The 17,365-nt window shown below is 34.2% G+C and carries 20 protein-coding genes; 9 read left to right on the top strand and 11 right to left on the bottom strand.

Features of this window, described 5'->3' with window-relative positions:
* The first annotated feature begins 47 nt into the window (after nucleotides 1-47).
* The 7 genes from GXM17_RS04245 (at nucleotide 48) to GXM17_RS04215 (ending at nucleotide 5,130) form a co-directional block, all read left to right on the top strand.
* Nucleotides 48-641 (top strand): thiamine phosphate synthase, encoded by a 594-nt coding sequence (locus GXM17_RS04245; protein ID WP_163398045.1) that lies wholly within the window; start codon nucleotides 48-50, stop codon nucleotides 639-641.
* Nucleotides 608-1,360: a hydroxymethylpyrimidine/phosphomethylpyrimidine kinase gene (locus GXM17_RS04240; protein ID WP_163398044.1), complete on the top strand. Its 753-nt coding sequence runs from the start codon at nucleotides 608-610 to the stop codon at nucleotides 1,358-1,360. The genes GXM17_RS04245 and GXM17_RS04240 overlap by 34 nt, the downstream gene beginning before the upstream one ends.
* Entirely contained in the window at nucleotides 1,353-1,991 is a 639-nt protein-coding gene (locus tag GXM17_RS04235) for a thiamine phosphate synthase (RefSeq protein ID WP_163398043.1), read from the top strand. The genes GXM17_RS04240 and GXM17_RS04235 overlap by 8 nt, the downstream gene beginning before the upstream one ends.
* A complete protein-coding gene (locus tag GXM17_RS04230; protein ID WP_163398042.1) occupies nucleotides 1,972-2,748 on the top strand; it encodes a thiazole synthase in 777 nt (258 codons plus the stop codon). The genes GXM17_RS04235 and GXM17_RS04230 overlap by 20 nt, the downstream gene beginning before the upstream one ends.
* Before the next feature lie 108 nt (nucleotides 2,749-2,856).
* Nucleotides 2,857-3,234, top strand: coding sequence for a GxxExxY protein (locus GXM17_RS04225; protein ID WP_163398041.1), 378 nt, complete (start codon nucleotides 2,857-2,859; stop codon nucleotides 3,232-3,234).
* A gap of 42 nt (nucleotides 3,235-3,276) precedes the next feature.
* Nucleotides 3,277-4,398: a 2-iminoacetate synthase ThiH gene (thiH, locus tag GXM17_RS04220; RefSeq protein WP_163398040.1), complete on the top strand. Its 1,122-nt coding sequence runs from the start codon at nucleotides 3,277-3,279 to the stop codon at nucleotides 4,396-4,398.
* A 21-nt stretch (nucleotides 4,399-4,419) separates the two neighbouring features.
* Complete coding sequence (locus tag GXM17_RS04215; protein WP_163398039.1) at nucleotides 4,420-5,130, top strand: HesA/MoeB/ThiF family protein; 711 nt, start codon at nucleotides 4,420-4,422, stop codon at nucleotides 5,128-5,130.
* Here the strand turns inward: GXM17_RS04215 and GXM17_RS04210 are convergent.
* From GXM17_RS04210 to GXM17_RS04195, 4 genes are all read right to left on the bottom strand, one after another.
* Nucleotides 5,127-5,921: an MOSC domain-containing protein gene (locus tag GXM17_RS04210; protein WP_163398038.1), complete on the bottom strand. Its 795-nt coding sequence runs from the start codon at nucleotides 5,919-5,921 to the stop codon at nucleotides 5,127-5,129. The genes GXM17_RS04215 and GXM17_RS04210 overlap by 4 nt on opposite strands.
* Nucleotides 5,922-6,560: a leucyl/phenylalanyl-tRNA--protein transferase gene (aat, locus tag GXM17_RS04205; RefSeq protein ID WP_163398037.1), complete on the bottom strand. Its 639-nt coding sequence runs from the start codon at nucleotides 6,558-6,560 to the stop codon at nucleotides 5,922-5,924. It abuts the gene before it with no gap.
* A gap of 168 nt (nucleotides 6,561-6,728) precedes the next feature.
* A complete protein-coding gene (locus tag GXM17_RS04200; RefSeq protein ID WP_163398036.1) occupies nucleotides 6,729-7,100 on the bottom strand; it encodes a DUF3127 domain-containing protein in 372 nt (123 codons plus the stop codon).
* 31 nt (nucleotides 7,101-7,131) lie between these two features.
* On the bottom strand, nucleotides 7,132-8,007 hold the full coding sequence (locus tag GXM17_RS04195; protein ID WP_163398035.1) for a flavin reductase family protein: 876 nt from the start codon (nucleotides 8,005-8,007) through the stop codon (nucleotides 7,132-7,134).
* 159 nt (nucleotides 8,008-8,166) lie between these two features.
* Here GXM17_RS04195 and GXM17_RS04190 point away from each other — a divergent pair, with 159 nt between their 5' ends.
* Nucleotides 8,167-9,318, top strand: coding sequence for a sensor histidine kinase (locus tag GXM17_RS04190; protein ID WP_163398034.1), 1,152 nt, complete (start codon nucleotides 8,167-8,169; stop codon nucleotides 9,316-9,318).
* A gap of 102 nt (nucleotides 9,319-9,420) precedes the next feature.
* On the opposite strand, the gene GXM17_RS04185 is transcribed toward GXM17_RS04190, so the two are convergent.
* Together GXM17_RS04185 and greA are read right to left on the bottom strand one after the other, a co-directional pair.
* Complete coding sequence (locus GXM17_RS04185; protein WP_163398033.1) at nucleotides 9,421-9,810, bottom strand: HIT family protein; 390 nt, start codon at nucleotides 9,808-9,810, stop codon at nucleotides 9,421-9,423.
* Between the two features lie 11 nt (nucleotides 9,811-9,821).
* Nucleotides 9,822-10,298: a transcription elongation factor GreA gene (gene greA, locus GXM17_RS04180; RefSeq protein WP_163398032.1), complete on the bottom strand. Its 477-nt coding sequence runs from the start codon at nucleotides 10,296-10,298 to the stop codon at nucleotides 9,822-9,824.
* A gap of 158 nt (nucleotides 10,299-10,456) precedes the next feature.
* Between greA and GXM17_RS04175 the strand changes: the two genes are divergently transcribed.
* A complete protein-coding gene (locus GXM17_RS04175; RefSeq protein ID WP_163398031.1) occupies nucleotides 10,457-10,879 on the top strand; it encodes a Rieske (2Fe-2S) protein in 423 nt (140 codons plus the stop codon).
* A gap of 38 nt (nucleotides 10,880-10,917) precedes the next feature.
* Here GXM17_RS04175 and GXM17_RS04170 read toward each other — a convergent pair whose 3' ends face one another.
* The 5 genes from GXM17_RS04170 to GXM17_RS04150 all read right to left on the bottom strand — a co-directional run bounded on the left by GXM17_RS04170 (nucleotide 10,918) and on the right by GXM17_RS04150 (nucleotide 17,315).
* Entirely contained in the window at nucleotides 10,918-13,071 is a 2,154-nt protein-coding gene (locus GXM17_RS04170) for a TonB-dependent receptor (RefSeq protein ID WP_163398030.1), read from the bottom strand.
* A 363-nt stretch (nucleotides 13,072-13,434) separates the two neighbouring features.
* The gene (gene arfB, locus GXM17_RS04165) at nucleotides 13,435-13,839 is read right to left on the bottom strand and encodes an alternative ribosome rescue aminoacyl-tRNA hydrolase ArfB (protein ID WP_163398029.1); all 405 of its coding nucleotides are present in this window, start codon (nucleotides 13,837-13,839) and stop codon (nucleotides 13,435-13,437) included.
* Nucleotides 13,839-15,956 (bottom strand): DUF4301 family protein, encoded by a 2,118-nt coding sequence (locus tag GXM17_RS04160; protein WP_163398028.1) that lies wholly within the window; start codon nucleotides 15,954-15,956, stop codon nucleotides 13,839-13,841. The genes arfB and GXM17_RS04160 overlap by 1 nt, the downstream gene beginning before the upstream one ends.
* Nucleotides 15,917-16,540: a nicotinamide riboside transporter PnuC gene (gene pnuC, locus GXM17_RS04155; protein ID WP_163398027.1), complete on the bottom strand. Its 624-nt coding sequence runs from the start codon at nucleotides 16,538-16,540 to the stop codon at nucleotides 15,917-15,919. Before pnuC ends, GXM17_RS04160 begins: the two co-directional genes overlap by 40 nt.
* The gene (locus GXM17_RS04150; RefSeq protein WP_425280018.1) at nucleotides 16,533-17,315 is read right to left on the bottom strand and encodes a phosphoglycerol geranylgeranyltransferase; all 783 of its coding nucleotides are present in this window, start codon (nucleotides 17,313-17,315) and stop codon (nucleotides 16,533-16,535) included. The genes pnuC and GXM17_RS04150 overlap by 8 nt, the downstream gene beginning before the upstream one ends.
* Between the last annotated feature and the right edge of the window lie 50 nt (nucleotides 17,316-17,365).

Below are 17,365 nucleotides of genomic sequence, written 5' to 3'. Positions count from 1 at the left end.
GTCTTGATTTTCACATTTTACATCTCACAGAAAGCATTTTACGAAATATGATTGTAATTACAAATCCTTCGTCAGTCAAAAATGAAATCAGCATTATTGATTCTTTATTTGAAGAAGGATTGTCTTTGCTACACATTCGGAAACCGGATTTTTCAGAAGTACAAACCGCAAAATTCATTCATCAGATAAAACAGAAATACAGAAGGAATCTGGTTCTGCATAACCATCATGAGATTGCAGCTGACTTTGGGATCAACAGAATTCATTTTTCTGAAACAGAAAGAAAAAAAAGAATTGACTTTTCAGGATTATCGGGTTTTGTTTTATCAACTTCGACACATTCGATTCAGGATTTCAATGCTTTGGAAAATATTTTTGAATATGCTTTTCTAAGCCCGGTCTTTACCAGTATTTCAAAAGAAAATTATGCTCCAAAAACTGAACTTTTTGAAAATTTAGCAAAGAGAGAAAATTTTAACACTAATCTGGTTGCTTTAGGCGGAATTCATTCAGACAATATTGAAAAATCACTTCAAAATGGTTTTGATGATGTCGCTCTTTTAGGTACAATCTGGAATAGTCCAAATTCAATTAAAAACTTTAAACTATGTCAAAAAATCGTCCTTTCGCTCTCAGCATAGCAGGTTTAGACCCTTCTGGAGGTGCCGGGATTTTAGCAGACACCAAAACTTTTGAACAGCATCAGGTGCAGGGATTGGCTATAAGTACTGCAAACACCATTCAAACCGATTGTAAATTCTACGAAATTGAATGGACATCGCTAGATTTTGTGTTACGCTCCATCAAAAAGCTATTCAAAAACTATCTGATAAAATCGGTTAAAATTGGCATTGTACCCTCGTTTTTTTACTTAAATGAAATTGTTTCATTAATTAAAAAACTAAGCCCAAACACCATTATTGTGTGGGATACTGTATTGAAGTCCTCTAGTGAATTTGAATTTTTAACAATAGAAAACCAAACCGATTTACAAAAAACATTACCCAAAATCGATTTGATAACGCCCAATTATGAGGAAATGCTAAAGCTTTATCCCAATTTTATTTCTGAAAAACTTTGGGTTAAAAATAAACTCCCAACTGCTATTTTAATGAAAGGCGGTCATAATCATACCGCGTTGGGTACTGATTATTTATTTTTAAAAAGTAATGTCACAGAACTCTCGCCCACTAAAATTAATTTTCACCCAAAACATGGATCAGGCTGTGTTTTATCGTCAGCCATTGCGGCGAATCTAGCTTTAGGCTATGACTTAAAAACCGCTTGTTTAGAAGCTAAATTATATATAGAAAAGTATTTAAACTCCACATCAACACTAATTGGTCATCATTATGTATAACAAATTACAATATATCTCACAAGGGGAAACAGTCGAAAAACAATTATACAATATTCATCAGGCGCTGGATGCCGGTTGTGACTGGATACAAATGCGATTCAAAAATCAAACCTCTGAAAAAAGATTTGTATTGGCGGAAGCCGTAAAGACTTTATGCGAAGAATATCTGGCAAATTTTATTGTAAATGATGACGTTCTTTTGGCTCAGAAAGTTGCTTCAGATGGCGTCCATTTAGGTTTAACCGACATGAGTGTTTCTGAAGCCCGGGTTATTCTAGGAAATACAAAAATCATTGGTGCAACTGCAAATACTTTTGAAGATGTTCTTCTTCAGACAAAAAATGGCTGCGATTATATTGGTTTGGGTCCTTTTCAGTTTACTGAAACAAAAGAAAAACTAAGTCCCATTTTAGGAGCAGAAGGTTATGTTGCTATCCTGAATAAAATGAAATCAGAAAACATTACAACACCGGTTTATGCCATTGGCGGAATCACTTTAGAAAATATAGAAAATCTGATGAAAACAGACGTTCATGGTATTGCCGTTTCCGGAATAATTACAAAAAGCCTCCAAAAACAAAAACTGGTTCAACAACTTAACGACAAATTATATGCAAACGTCATTATTTAATATAGGAGACAAAACCTTCAATTCCCGATTATTTTTGGGAACGGGTAAATTTGGTTCTAACCTGCAAATGGAAGAAGCCATTTTAGCTTCAGAAAGCGAATTGGTAACAGTCGCCTTAAAACGCATTGATCTCGAAACAGATACAGATGCCATTTTATCACATTTACAGCATCCAAACATTCATTTATTGCCTAATACATCTGGAGCCAGAAATGCAAAGGAGGCTGTTTTTGCTTCGCAATTAGCACGTGAAGCCCTCGAAACCAATTGGGTGAAATTGGAGATTCATCCGGATCCAAAATATCTCATGCCGGATCCCATTGAGACTTTAAAAGCTACAGAAGAACTGGCCAAACTTGGCTTTTTTGTACTGCCGTATATTCATGCTGATCCAGTTTTATGCAAACATCTGGAGAATGCAGGAACAACCGCAGTCATGCCTTTGGGTTCACCAATTGGAAGCAATAAAGGCTTAAAAACAATTGATTTTTTAGAAATTATTATTGAACAAAGTACTGTACCCGTAATTGTAGATGCCGGAATTGGCGCACCGTCTGATGCCGCAAAAGCAATGGAAATTGGCGCTGATGCCGTTTTAGTCAATACCGCCATTGCAGTTGCTGGAAATCCAAAATTAATGGCAGAAGCTTTTAAAGAAGCCGTAATCGCCGGAAGAAAAGCATTTGAAGCCAAAGTCGCTAATCAGCAAAATCATGCTGTGGCTTCTAGCCCCTTGACCTCTTTTCTTTATGAATAAGTTTTTACTCTCGCAGATTTTGGAGATTGAGCTTATTATTTTTCGGAATATTTAAATTAAAAAGTAAGATTTTTCGTTATTTTTGTTATTTGCATCAAAAATAATTTTATGACTGAAAATGAAATTTCATATCAAATAAGAGGATCCATTTTTAATGTTTACAATACACTTGGTCCTGGCTTATTGGAATCAATTTATGAATGTGCTTTATTTTATCAATTAAAAAAAGACGGGCTAAATGTTATTAAACAGATTGATGTACCTGTTAAGTACGGCGATGTATACTTAGATATTAATTTTCGATTAGACTTATTAGTAGAAAACAAAGTAATTGTAGAATTAAAATCTATTGACGAAATTAAATCTATCCATTTTAAACAATTAAATACTTATTTAAAATTGACAAATAAAAAATTAGGGCTGTTAGTCAATTTTAATTGTGGAAATATTCTCGATAATATTCATCGAGTAGTAAATAAAATATAATCTGCGCGATCTGCAAAATCTGCGAGAGAAACCAAAATAAAAATGAAAACATTCAAATCGATTTTTGAACAATACGATTGGGATTCCATTCAATCAAAAATATACCAGACCACATCAAAAGATGTTGCAAATTCTTTGTCCAAAACCAAACGAAATCTCGATGATTTTCTGGTTTTGATTTCACCGGCAGCCCAGCCTTTTTTAGAGCAAATGGCACAGGAATGCCATGAAATCACCAAAAAGCGTTTTGGCAAAACCATTCAAATGTATGCACCGCTTTATTTAAGCAACGAATGTCAAAATATCTGTACCTATTGCGGTTTTAGTCTGGACAATAAAATCAAACGAAAAACACTTTCGGACTCAGAAATAAAACTGGAAGTTGAAGCACTAAAAAATACGGGATTTGATCATGTTTTATTAGTAACCGGCGAGGCTAATTATACGGTAAATATTAATTATTTTCTGAATGCAATTGATTTAATCAGAGAACAATTTTCAATTATTTCTGTTGAAGTTCAGCCACTTTCAACCGATGAATACCAACGTTTGCATGAAGCAGGCGTATATTCGGTTTTGGTTTATCAGGAGACATATCATCAGGAGGTGTACAAAAAATATCATACGAAAGGTAAAAAATCAAACTTTGATTTCAGACTGGAAACTCCTGACCGGATTGGAACTGCCGGAATCCATAAAATAGGCCTGGGGGTTTTATTGGGTTTGGAAGACTGGCGCACCGATAGCTTTTTTAATGCTCTGCATCTCGATTATCTTCAAAAGAAATACTGGCAAACCAAATATTCTGTTTCTTTTCCGAGATTACGTCCTGCAGAAGGCATTATCGAACCCAATTTTATAATGGATGATAAAGACCTGACACAGCTAATTTGTGCTTATCGGATATGGAATGAAGACTTGGAAATCTCTATTTCAACCCGTGAAAGTGAAAAATTTCGAAATAATATTATCCCGATTGGTGTTACCAGCATGAGTGCAGGCTCTAAAACGAATCCGGGTGGTTATGTGGTTGATCCGCAGTCTCTGGAACAATTCGAAATCAGCGACGAACGCTCTGCAGAAGAGATCAGACAAATTATAAAAAACTCAGGTTACGAACCTGTTTCGAAAGACTGGGACAGAAGTTTTAGTCATCAGATTTAACATTTTTACACTTCACAAATAATGAGCGTTATTAAAGAATTTTTGCGTTACAGCAGGCAAACCATCATACCTGAAATTGGCGACGAAGGTCAGGAAAAACTTAAAAAAGCCAGAGTTCTGGTTATTGGAGCCGGAGGTTTAGGATGCCCTGTTTTACAATATATTGCTACAGCCGGAGTAGGTTTTATTGGAATAATGGATTTTGACACCATCGAAATGCACAATCTTCACAGGCAGATTTTATATACCGAAAGCGAAATTGACCAGCAGAAAGCCATTGTTGCCCAAAATGTTGTTTCGAAACTAAATCCTTTAATTCAGGCTGAAGCTATTTCTGAAAAATTAACGATCGAAAATGCAGCACACATAATTCAGCAATATGATGTTATAGTGGACGGCTCAGATAATTTTGCAACCCGTTATCTTGTAAATGATACTTGTGTTCAATTAAACAAAGCTTTAGTTTATGGAAGCATTTTAAAATTCGAAGGTCAGGTAGCTGTTTTTAATCATAACGGAAGTAAAAATTTGCGTGATTTGTTTCCTGAAATGCCAGATCCGAGGCATGTTCCTAATTGTAATTTAAATGGAGTTCTGGGCACCTTACCGGGAATTATAGGTACAATGATGGCACATGAAACGCTTAAATTAATTTTGGAATTGCCCTCTTTAAAAAATGAGCTGGTACTTTTTAATACCCTTGACTGGAGTTTTACAAAATTGAATTTTTAAAATTCAACGACATCACCCACCTTAATTATTCCCGCATTCAGACCCACTATATTGGTTCCGAATAAAACAGAATTGTTGAAATTCCTGTATTTACTCAACGTCTTGAGAGGCTCTTTTTTTACTATTCCATTCTGCGGATCATTGTTAACCATAATACATCTTCCGCAGGGTTTTACGTTTTTAAACTTAACTTCTCCGATTTTAAAAGTTTTAAAATTATCTTCTTCATGGGGATTTACCGTACTTATAACAATGTTTGGCCGAAATCTTTTTATTGTAATTTTTTCTTTCAGCTTTTCATTCAGAAAATCAAGACTTTTTGTTCCGGTTAGTAAATAGGGATACGCATCGGCGAAACTCACATTATAGATTTCTTTTGATTTTGAACTTTCGTGTTTTCGATCTCCGGTTTTAATAATTTTAACCAGTTTACATTCAAATCCTAAACAATCGCTAAACCATTTTGAAGTCGCTTTACTTACTTCGAAAACAAAACTTTTATCATCCCACACTTTTGTGTAAATCTGATCATTTAAGTGTTCACTGATCGAAAACTCATGTTTCTGATACTGAAAAGTCACTGTGATTTTTCCATCTGAGATTTGCGGGTAAAACTGACTCATTATTGGATATTCACGCTGTGTAATATGCTGATTGTCAGAATCCAGCAACATCCATCGGCGGTCATTTTCAAAACCCATTTCTTCAGCAAAAGCCTTTAGACAACTAATTCCGGCAAGACTTTTTATGGGATAAATATAAATTTCTTTTACAATGTAAGCAGTATTCATTTATTTGCTTTTTAAAATACACATAAAATCGTCACGATTAATTTCGCGGCAGCCCAAACTCTCCAAGTGCGGGTTATAAACCTGACAGTCTAATAGTTTGTAATTTTCTTTTTTCAAATATAATGCTAATGCAATAAAGGCTGTTTTTGAAGCATTTGAAACTTTGGAAAACATACTTTCACCACAAAAAACATGTCCTAAATCGATTCCGTACAAACCACCAACCAAAGTATCTTCCTGCCAGACCTCAACTGATTTCGCAAAACCATCCTGGTTTAATTTACAATATGCTTCAATCATTTCATCAGATATCCAGGTTCCGCTTTGTCCATCACGCTTGATCTGCTGACAATTAGAAATTACCTCCCTGAAATTTTTGTTATACGTCACTTTAAACATTTTTTTATTCAGGATTTTTCGCATGCTTTTGGATATGACCAAATCATCAAAAAACAATACCATCCTCGGATCCGGTGCCCACCAAAGAATTGGATCTCCGTCATTGAACCATGGAAAAATCCCGCTTTTATAAGCCAATTGCAGACGCTCTGAACTCAAATCCCCCCCAATTGCCAGAACACCTTCTTCATCAGCTTCTGTTACCGGAGGAAAAAATAAATCTTTGAATAAATAATACATTTTTTAAATTTCAAAACATTAATAAAATCCCAATAAATAAATTCCAAACTTTTGCGATCTTGTATAAATGAAAAGATTTTACGGCCAAAATTTTATATAAAAAATTCCAAATCCCACATCATCAGAGTGTTTGGAATTTGGAATTTCTAATTTTTGGAATTTAAGCTTTTAGAATGGCAAATCGTCCGGTTCTTCTTCGTTTAAATTAGTTGCAGGAGCAAAAGCTTGTGCTGCAGGCATAGGTGGAGTCTGCACCGGTCCTTCAGGAGCTAATCTTTCAATTCTCCATCCCTGAATACTATTGAAATATCTGGTTTCGCCTTGTGGGTTAACCCATTCTCTTCCTCTTAAATTGATAGAAACTTTTACAGCCTCACCTTGCTTGTAGCTGCTTAATAAATCGCATTTATCTTGTGTAAATTCAATTAAAATATGCTGTGGATACTGCTCATCAGTAGTAACAACTAATTCTCTTTTTTTGAATGAGGCACTAACCTGCTGCTCCGGATTAACCACTTTTACTTTTCCTGTAACTTCCATCTTCTGTCTGTATTAATTATTGTTTCTTTTCTTATTTTTTTGCCAAAAGTACTTTCCACGCTGATAAAACATAACCTTTATCGAGGTATTTTTTGGCTTCTAAATGTATTTTTTGCTGATCATCAGAACTCAAAACCCCTTTAACCGAAAAATTTTCTTTCACAAATATACTAACTTCTTCTGTAGTGGGCAAGGCTTCTATATTGCCTAATTTTCCCAAATCATTCCCATTAAACACGGGACTTTCTTTGATAAAACCCGGAATTGCATCTACTCCTACTCCTAAAGTTGCCAATGGCTTTTCTACTTCAAAAAGTCCCTGGTTTGATCTCGAATACCAGTTATTTCCCAGTCTTGAAACCAAATCAATTTTATGCTGGTCAATTGCTCCGTTTTCATCCAGAATTGATTCATGGATATGGATTTTCACCACTTCACAAAGAATCAGGTTTCCGGCACCTCCTTCTGTTCCTAAAGGAATAATCTGAGTAACTTTACATTCAAATTGTACCGGAGACTCTTTTACACGATAAGGCTTCACCAGATCTGACGGAATTTGTGTTAATCCGGCTTTTATAAATTCGTTGACTCCGTCTCCATACTCCGTGCTTGCCAGTGAAGTCTGCTGAACCAAATCATAATTAACCACATTAATCACAACTTCACGTGTTGCTTCAGCATTAATCAAGGTGTGCTTTACGGTATTATCACGTACACGCCTTGAGGGCGAAAAAACTAAAACTGGCGGATTGGCACTAAACACATTAAAGAAACTGAAAGGCGACAAATTGGGAATTCCCTTTGCGCTGATTGTACTTGCAAAAGCAATCGGTCTTGGACCGACAGCACTTTGCAGATAGCCTTGTAATTTTGCAGTTGTTACCTCTTTTGGATCAATGCTAATCATATATTTACTTTTTTAACAGAATCTCATTTAAGCAACTACAAAAGTATAGAAATGGTTTATCCAAAAGAAATAGTTCAGGCTTAAAAGCAAAAATCTTTAAATATTCACGAAATATTAAATGTGTTTATTTCGTTATATTTATACCTCAAAACAATAGATATGTCTTTTTCTGAAAGAACAAATACCGCACGCTGGATAATTATTTCACTCTGCTTTTTAATCATTTCACTGATTCTCTGGAATACTTATACTTTTTTCCAAATCTTTAAAAATGAGGAACGTTTGAAAATGAATCTTTTTGTAAACGCGCAAATCACAATAGTAAATGCAGACGAAAATACAGACGTAGAATTGCCTCTTCAGATTATTAATAACAATACTTCTATTCCGGCAGTTGTAATATTGTATGACAAAGTAGTGAGTTCGAAAAATGTTCCCGATGAAATCCTTAATGACAAGAAAAAAAGAGATGCTCTTTTAAAAACTTTGAAAAGCGAAAATGAGCCTATAACTTTTGAATATGCATCAGGAAAATACCAAACTTTATATTACGGAAATTCTGCATTACTCAACAAACTCAAATATTATCCTATTGCACTGCTTTTAATTGTATTTTTATGCATTGCCCTTATTTATAATTTTTATAAAAGCACTAAAATGGCAACCCAAAACAAACTTTGGGCAGGTATGGCAAAAGAAACCGCACATCAGATTGGAACACCTTTGTCTTCCTTAATTGGCTGGGTTGAAATTTTAAAAACAGAAGAAATTGACAGGTCCATTACTGCAGAAATCGAGAAAGACATTGAAAGACTGCAGACCATTACCGACCGTTTCTCTAAAATCGGCTCTGTGCCTGTTTTAGAAGTTCATGATGTTGTAGCTGAAACTTTAAACAGTTATGAATACCTGCAATCGCGTTTTTCTAAACAGGTTGCTTTTTCCTATAAAGCACCGCAGGAACCTGTTTATTCTTTGATTAACCCAATACTCCACAGCTGGACTATTGAAAATTTAGTTAAAAATGCAATTGATGCCATGAAAGGAAAAGGTACTTTAGAACTGCAAATAGAACATGATCATCATCATGTAAAAATAAACATTAAGGATTCAGGTACCGGAATTTCGAAAAAACAGTTTAAAACAATTTTCGAGCCGGGTTATACCACTAAAAAACGCGGCTGGGGTCTGGGACTTTCTTTAACGAAAAGAATTGTTGAAGAATACCACAGCGGAAAAATAAAAGTTTTACATTCTGAAATTGGAAAAGGAACTACATTTCAGATTTCACTAAATAAAAAAGTGCTGTAAAATTATTACGACACTTTATCTATTTTTATTTTGTCAAATCGAGCGGAATCGAGATTCTCGTATGTTCGAATTGACTTCGACTCCGCTCAGTCTGACAGTATGTTACAAATTTGACTGAATACTTTTCGCTAAGGCTTCAAATTCTTCTTTCGAAAGTGATACTTTATTATGGAAACGCATTTCATCCATTTCGTTCAACGGAATCAGATGTACGTGTGCATGAGGAACCTCTAAACCTACAACTGCCATGCCTACTCTTTTGCAGGGAACTGTTTTTTCTAAAGCAATGGCAATCTTCCTAGAAAATTTCATCAGTCCCAAATACAACTCATCCTCTATATCAAAAATCTTATCAATTTCCTGTTTAGGAATACATAGGGTGTGTCCCTTAGCATTTGGATTTACATCTAAAAAAGCTAAAAAATTATCGTCTTCTGCAATTTTATATGCCGGAATTTCTCCGTTTACTATTTTGGTAAATATTGAACTCATCTTTAAAGTATTTAGTCTCTTGAAATTTCAAGAATTTCAAATTTCAAAACACCGTTTGGTACTGTAATTTCGGCTACTTCACCAACTGATTTTCCTAACAAACCTTTTCCAATAGGAGAAGTAACCGAAATTTTTCCTGTTTTTAAATCGGCTTCACTTTCAGCAACAAGCGTATATTTCATTTCCATGCCGTTGCTTTGGTTTTTGATTTTCACATTCGAAAGAACCAAAACTTTAGAAACGTCCAATTGAGACTCGTCAATTAATCTTGCATTTGAATAAACCTCTTCAAGTTTAGCAATTCTCATCTCTAATAAACCCTGCGCTTCTTTTGCAGCATCATATTCAGCGTTTTCAGATAAATCTCCCTTGTCTCTTGCCTCTGCTATATCCTGAGATGCTTTGGGACGCATTACACTCTTTAAATGCTCCAATTCATCTTTTAATTTTTTTAAACCATCTGCGGTATAATAAGATACTTTACTCATAACTTCATCGTTTATATAAATACAAAAAATCCCATCGCGACGGGATTTTTCTTATTACAAATATAGCATTATTTTTTATAGTACATAATTATATGTTAATCATATAGGATTCAAAGGCAAATAAATTATTTTTGTTATACTAATTCCCTTTTGAAACAATGAAAAAAATCTGGCTTTTAATACTGCTCGTTTCTTTACTTTTTTCGTGTGGTGATAATGATATAAATAATAAAAATCCTTATATTCCTAATTATAATGTCGATTTACAGATAAATACAAATTTACCTTCTTATAACAAACTTCTTTATCCAAGTAATCCTGTTTTCGTGCCAAATCATGGTGCAAAAGGAGTAATAGTAATGATGACCAGTCCCGGAACATACATTGCTTTTGATGCTGCCTGCCCAAATCAGGCGTTAAACTCCTGTACTGCAATGACAATTGACGGAATTAATGCAGTATGTTCCTGTGATAAAAGTTCTTATAGTTTATTTTCAGGAGTTGGATATGCAAAAGAGGAGTATCCTATGAAACAATATCGGGTTGAAACAAATGGAAACTTTATTCACGTATATAATTAAAAAAAGCCTGAAAGTTTTAAATTTTCAGGCTTTTTTCCTTAGAACTTCAATGTCAGTCCGGCTAAGAAATTAATTCCTGCCTGTGGATAATAATAAGGATAAACATCCCACATGTATCCATTCGAAACATACTTTTTATCCAGAATATTATTTACCAAACCAGTAATCATAATCGATTTGAAAATAGATTTTGGTTTAATTTCAAAAGAAACATTCAAATCGTTTACAAAATAATCGGCCAGTTTTGCAGATGGCAATTCGACATTATTCATGTATTGCTCTCCAACATATTTCTGCAATAACGAAATATGCAAATCCTGAATCGGGCTATATACAATTATATTTCCTGCAATAACTGAAGGTGAGTAAGCAATATCTGTTGTTCCATAGTTCTGACCTTCTACATCCAAATCAACATTTTTATTGCTGCTTAAAGTGAAGTTTGGTCTAAGAATAAATTTGTCTGACAGCTTAAGAGTTGCATCAACTTCAAGTCCCATACGATAACTTTTATCTGTGTTGGAGCGAATTGGATTTCCAACATCATCTAATGTTCCGGTTAAAATCAACTGGTTCTTATATCCCATGTAATAAAGATTCGAATTTAACTGAAAGTTCTCTGAATTAAATCTCCATCCCAATTCAAAATCATTTAATTTTTCAGGTTTTACATTTCCCCCTTCATAATCAGTCCTGTTGGGTTCACGATTTGCACGTGCGTACGAAAAATAAAGTGTGTTTTTCTGATTGATTTCAAAGTTCAAACCTGCTTTTGGATTAAAGAAATCAAAAGTATCATCTACAAGACCAGTTTCCCAGCTATTCGCTGTATAATTAACATTTCGGTATTGCAGATCACCGTAAAAACTCAATTTATCAACTATCTGATAATTGACTTTTGCAAAAATATTTCCGTCCCTTTTTGTTGAAAAATCATCGTAGTAATGATCCCCTAACTCCGATTGTGATGCATATCTTGCCCAGATTACTTTTCCGAAATGATCCCCTTCATATTTATTCCAGCCTCCGCCAAGTATAACATCCAGTTTTTCTTCTTTGTATTTCACAGAAAAAGTAGTTCCGTAAAAATCATTATCCAGCCATTTTTGACGTACTAAATCGGTTGTAGTTATTGCACCAACATCATTCAAACCATAGTCAGCCATATCGGCATCTTCTTTATAATTTTCGTAATATCCTTTTCCTTTTGTATAATGCAAAGCAAAATTAGAACTCCATTTATCTGACCAACTTTCGCTCCAATGCAATTGATAATGATCCTGATTATAATTATCAGTTTCATTGTCATAAAAACGTTCATTTCCATTTTCATCTGTAAAAAATCCAGCCGAATTGTATCTTCTGCCTTTTTCTTCTAAAGTATATTCATCAATTCCATTCCAGGATTGATACGTTTTTTGAGTACCGCCAAAAACCAGTGCTTTAATCAAAGTTGTTCTGCCAACATACGTCCCCTGTAAGAAATAGGATTTTAAATCAGAGCTCGCACGATCTATGTAACCATCGGATTTAATTGTCGATAAACGTCCTGCAATTTCGAAATGATCGTTTAACAATCCTGTACTGAATTTTACCGTATTTTTATTCGAATTGAAACTTCCGTAAGAACTTGAAATCTCCCCACTTGCTTTTGTGGCGTAATTATCTGTCAGCATATTTAAACTGGCACCAAAAGCACCTGACCCATTAGTTGATGTCCCTACACCGCGCTGCAATTGCAGACTTTCTACAGAAGAAGCAAAATCCGGCATGTTTACCCAAAAAGTCCCCTGGCTTTCGGCATCGTTATACGGAATTCCGTTTATGGTAACATTTACCCTTGTAGCATCACTTCCACGTACACGGATTCCTGTATATCCCATTCCGTTTCCGGCATCAGAAGTGGTTACAACCGATGGCAGATAATTCATTAAAACCGGAATATCCTGACCTAAATTCCTGTATTTAATTTCTTTTTTATCCATATTGCTAAAGCTCACCGGTGTTTTTGCAGTAACACGAACTGCAGAAACCAGTACATTATCCAACTGATTGACTTTTGTTGAATCCTGTTCTTGCGAAAAAGAAAAAAGAGTAAGGAAAACAGAAAAAAGAGTGAAGAAAATAGACTTTTGGCTCCTCTTAGAACCTTTGTAACTTAGTACCTTAGTACCTTTGAAAAAAGTTTTCATTCGTAAAGAATTACGAATAAAAGGGGGAATTATTCTTTTGTTTAAATTAGTAAATGAGTTCCCGACAAAAATATAGTTTATACTGAAATGTTTGTCGTTTTATTCCCTTAGCAACATTACTCGCTCAGGTTCTTTGGGTATGATCTCAGCTCGTTATTTAGAGCACCCCTTTGAGACAGGGCAAAGGTAATATTAAAATAATTAAAAGTCCAAAAAAGAAATTCCTTTTAAAATTCCAATTTGTGAAATTCCAATTTGTGAAATTCCAAATTCAAAAAAATGTTTCATACATACTCCTAAAAAAAAATTCCAAATCAGGCTTATTGCGATCAATTTGGAATTTGGAATTTAAAAAAATAAAAATTATTCTATATTGGGTTTTCTACGGGATTGTTTCAATTCAGAAATATTCTTCTTGTCTTTAATTCGCTTTTTAATTATGGATTTTGGAACTTTTGTAGCCTTTCTGACTTTCGGAACATACAATCCTTTTTTAATGATTTCCAAAAATCTTTTAACAACAATTTCTTTGTTTTTAAGCTGACTTCGGTCTTCATCAGAGTTTAAAATCAGTATGTTTTCAGACGTTAATCTTGATGCAATATTGGCCTGCAAAATTAATTTTTCTTCTTCAGACAAGGCCTGAGATGCATTCAGATCGAAAGTAAGTACTACTTTTGAGGAGACTTTATTCACGTTTTGTCCTCCTGCCCCGCTGCTTCGTACGGCTTTGAAATTTAATTCTGATATAATTTTTTCAATATCCATTATTTGTGGGGCTGATGCGGCGTTTTTAATAAATCGTTTACCGTTTTTACCGGATTAAATGTTATTAACGGAACTGCAACAAATATAGTAAGCCAATTAGACATTCCTCCATTCCATAATCCAGGTAGTTCATAGTTTTTGACTATTTTACCTTCGGCGCTTTTTTCAACAATAAATCCTGTTTTATGATCAACAAATTCTTCCAGATTAAACGATTCTCCTTTGTAATTTTTGGTTCCGCAAACCAGATCAACCGGATTAAAATGGGTCGAGCTTTCTAAAATTGACTTTTGTTTTTTATTGTTTAAATCAACTTGGGAACTTTCTACAATCTGCAATGAAATTTCACCTTTTTCATTTCTGATCCAAAAAGGACCTCCACCTGCTTCTCCTTCATTTTTTACCATTCCGCAAACACGAATTGGTCTGTCAAGCAACTCTTTTATCTTATTGATTTTATTTTCAAAAGTAAACTTGTTAAAGTCACCAGTCATTTCGATATTCAGTTTTTGCATCAAAAACTTAACGATTTCCTCAACATCCTCTTCTTTTATTTTCTGTTTTTCTATAGCTTCCAGATAGCCAAAAACTTTTTGTTGCGCCTCTATTAAAATTCCGGCTAATGCTTTTTTATATAAAGTAGTCTTATTAATATTATTTTGAATCACATTATCAATATTCTTTATAAAAATAATGTCGGCATCAATATTATTCAAATTTTCAATTAATGCACCGTGCCCTCCAGGCCTGAAAATAAAAGATCCTTTCTGACTTCTGAAAACATTATCTTTAACATCGACAGCAATAGAATCTGTTTGCTTGTTCTGGCAAGAAAAACTAATATTAATCTTTGTTCCCGATTCTGATTCTACTTTCTCTTTGACTTCTGCAATAGCATTTTCAAATAATTGCCTATGTACTTCTGAAACAGTAAAATGCAGATTTGAAGTTTTATTAGTTTCGGCATAATGCACACATTCATTCAGATGCTCTTCAATCGGGTTTGCTATATGGGTTTTATATTTATGAAAAGGTATAACAGCTTTTGGCTTATTAGCAAAATCAAAATAATCAGGAGACAGCAATAGTTTAATAAAATAATAATTTTTGTAATCCCTTGGCAGAGTATCAAAATCAGGATAAATCTCTTTCAGTTTTTTATACACTGTTTTAAAAAAGGGGAATTTATCCATCCCGACAATAAAAATAGACAAATCATTATCTTTATTTCTATTAATATAGGAATTAATCGTTTCCTTCTGGATATCGTAATTATTCAGAAAGGCAATTAAAAACTTAAACATTCTGGTCGCTGCACCAGAAGCAGGAATAAATTTACATATCTTAAAACGCTCTTTGTTTTTTTGAAAGAAATCGGCCTTTTCCTTAAATTCTTCATCTGAAAGACTTATAATTCCGTTGTTAATAGTTGCCGGACTTATCAAATTACATTTTGCAATTCCTTTTTTAAAGATTTTGAGCTGTTTCAGTATATTTTCGAAAGGAATTCCATGATTGTAAATTTCCACAAAATCCTCAGATGAAAATCCTTTCTTTTTGGCAATCGTCAGGTTATCAATAACAGCAATAGCTTTTTCCAACCGGCTTTCTTTATCTCCTGAAATTGTAATAAATGGTTTTTTATTATCGATTAAAGTTTGTTTAAAGCCCGAAAAAACAGTTTCTCTTTTATTAGGCTTGTCTCGTATGTCATCTTTTTCCCATGGCACATCAATATCGGTTAGGAAAAACAAATCGTATTCATGCTGTAAAGCTGCTTCATTTAAAAGCGGATTACAAGTACCATAATACATTTCAGAAAAAGCCTTGGTCACCATTAAATTGGTGTCACAAAACAAATATTTTTGAGCACTGTATAATTTTTCATTTTCTAATGCAACCTGTCCGTATGCAATAGGCATCATATCCTCTACAGTACAAACCTGCTGCTTTTCCTTCCATTTTTGCTGCAGATAATCACGTGCAAACTCCGGAACCCAATCGGTTTCATAATGTTCTGCAAGTTGCTTTGCCAATGTAGTTTTGCCTGTACTTTCTGGTCCAAATAAGGCAATTTTTATAACGTTTCTTTTTTGTTGTCTAAGATTTTTCTCCATTCTAAATAAGCTGAAATAGCCAAAATTGTAAAAATTAAATATTGCAGCGACAACATCCCTAAACCTCGATAGGCATAAAGAGGCACCACTATAATATCACCAATAATCCAAAGCGTCCAGTTTTCTATCTTTTTTCTGGCCATATACCACATTCCGGTAAAAAATATTCCTGATGAAATCATGTCAATATAATTGTCAGGATTGATCTCATAATCGAAATATTTATAAATACCGAAAACTACAAAAATAGTAACAATAAACAATAAAATTCCTGTTATTTTTTCATTTAAATTTGTTCTCGTAATAGGCAGGTTATCCTCAATAGTTCCGCCTTTTGCCCAGACATACCACCCATAAATACTCATAACCGAGAAATAGCCGTTAATAATCATATCTCCTATGTATCCGGCAACATACAAAAGATAAACTGAGATTACAGTAGCTATTAGACCTGTTGGATATACCCAAATATTTTCTTTTTTTGCAAACCAGACACTTAATATTCCACAAACAAAGACAAGAAATTCTAAAGCGATGTGCCATAATGGAGCATTTTTGTAACTATCCAGAAAAAATTCAATCATTGTACTGTTGTGATATTTGTTTATGCTCAAAAAAATGACTGTCATTTTCAAAAGCTGTTCCAATTACTACTAAATCGGCTCCGGCTTTACAGGCCTTTTGAATTCCCTCTAAATCTGTAATTCCGCCTCCAACAATGATCGGAATTTCAATATTTTGGGCAATCAACTCAATCATTTTCAGGGGAACTGCATTTTTAGCGCCGCTCCCGGCCTCTAAATACATTAATTTGTTCCCTAACATTTCCCCTGCCTGAGCGGTAGCCAGAACCAAATCAAAATTTTCACGATTAAGCGGTTTTGTTTTACTCACGCGCGCAACAGCCGTTTCGTTCCCACTTTCGATCAAAATATAACCTGTTGAAATGACTTCTAAATTTGTTTTTTTTAAGATTGGTGCCGCCTGAACCTGATATTCAATCAAATAATCCGGATTTCTTCCTGACAATAAGGATAGAAATAAAATAGCATCAGCCTGTGGTGAAATCTGCGAAGGATCTCCCGGAAATATAACAACGGGCAAGTTTGTATTTTGTTTTAGTCTGGTAATTAATTCTTCTAAAATAGTTGCCTGAACAATGCTTCCGCCCACAAAAATATGGGTAGCGGGAGACTGATTAATCTTTAGGATCAGCTGGTTCAGATTTTCCAGCACGATTTTATCAGGATCCAAAAGTATGGCCAGCAGTTTCTGCCCTTTGCTTTTAGCCTCTAAAATCTGTTGATGTATATTGAATATTCTTTGCCGCATAACGGTCGTAAAAGTAAAAGTTTTCATGAAGATGAACTATTTTGAATGCATTATATTTGTACAATACCCTTTTCCAA

Source organism: Flavobacterium fluviatile (assembly GCF_010645065.1).
In the GTDB taxonomy this organism is placed as follows: domain Bacteria; phylum Bacteroidota; class Bacteroidia; order Flavobacteriales; family Flavobacteriaceae; genus Flavobacterium; species Flavobacterium fluviatile.
Note: the sequence above shows the minus strand (reverse complement) of the source record. Positions and strands in the feature narration are given on the sequence as shown.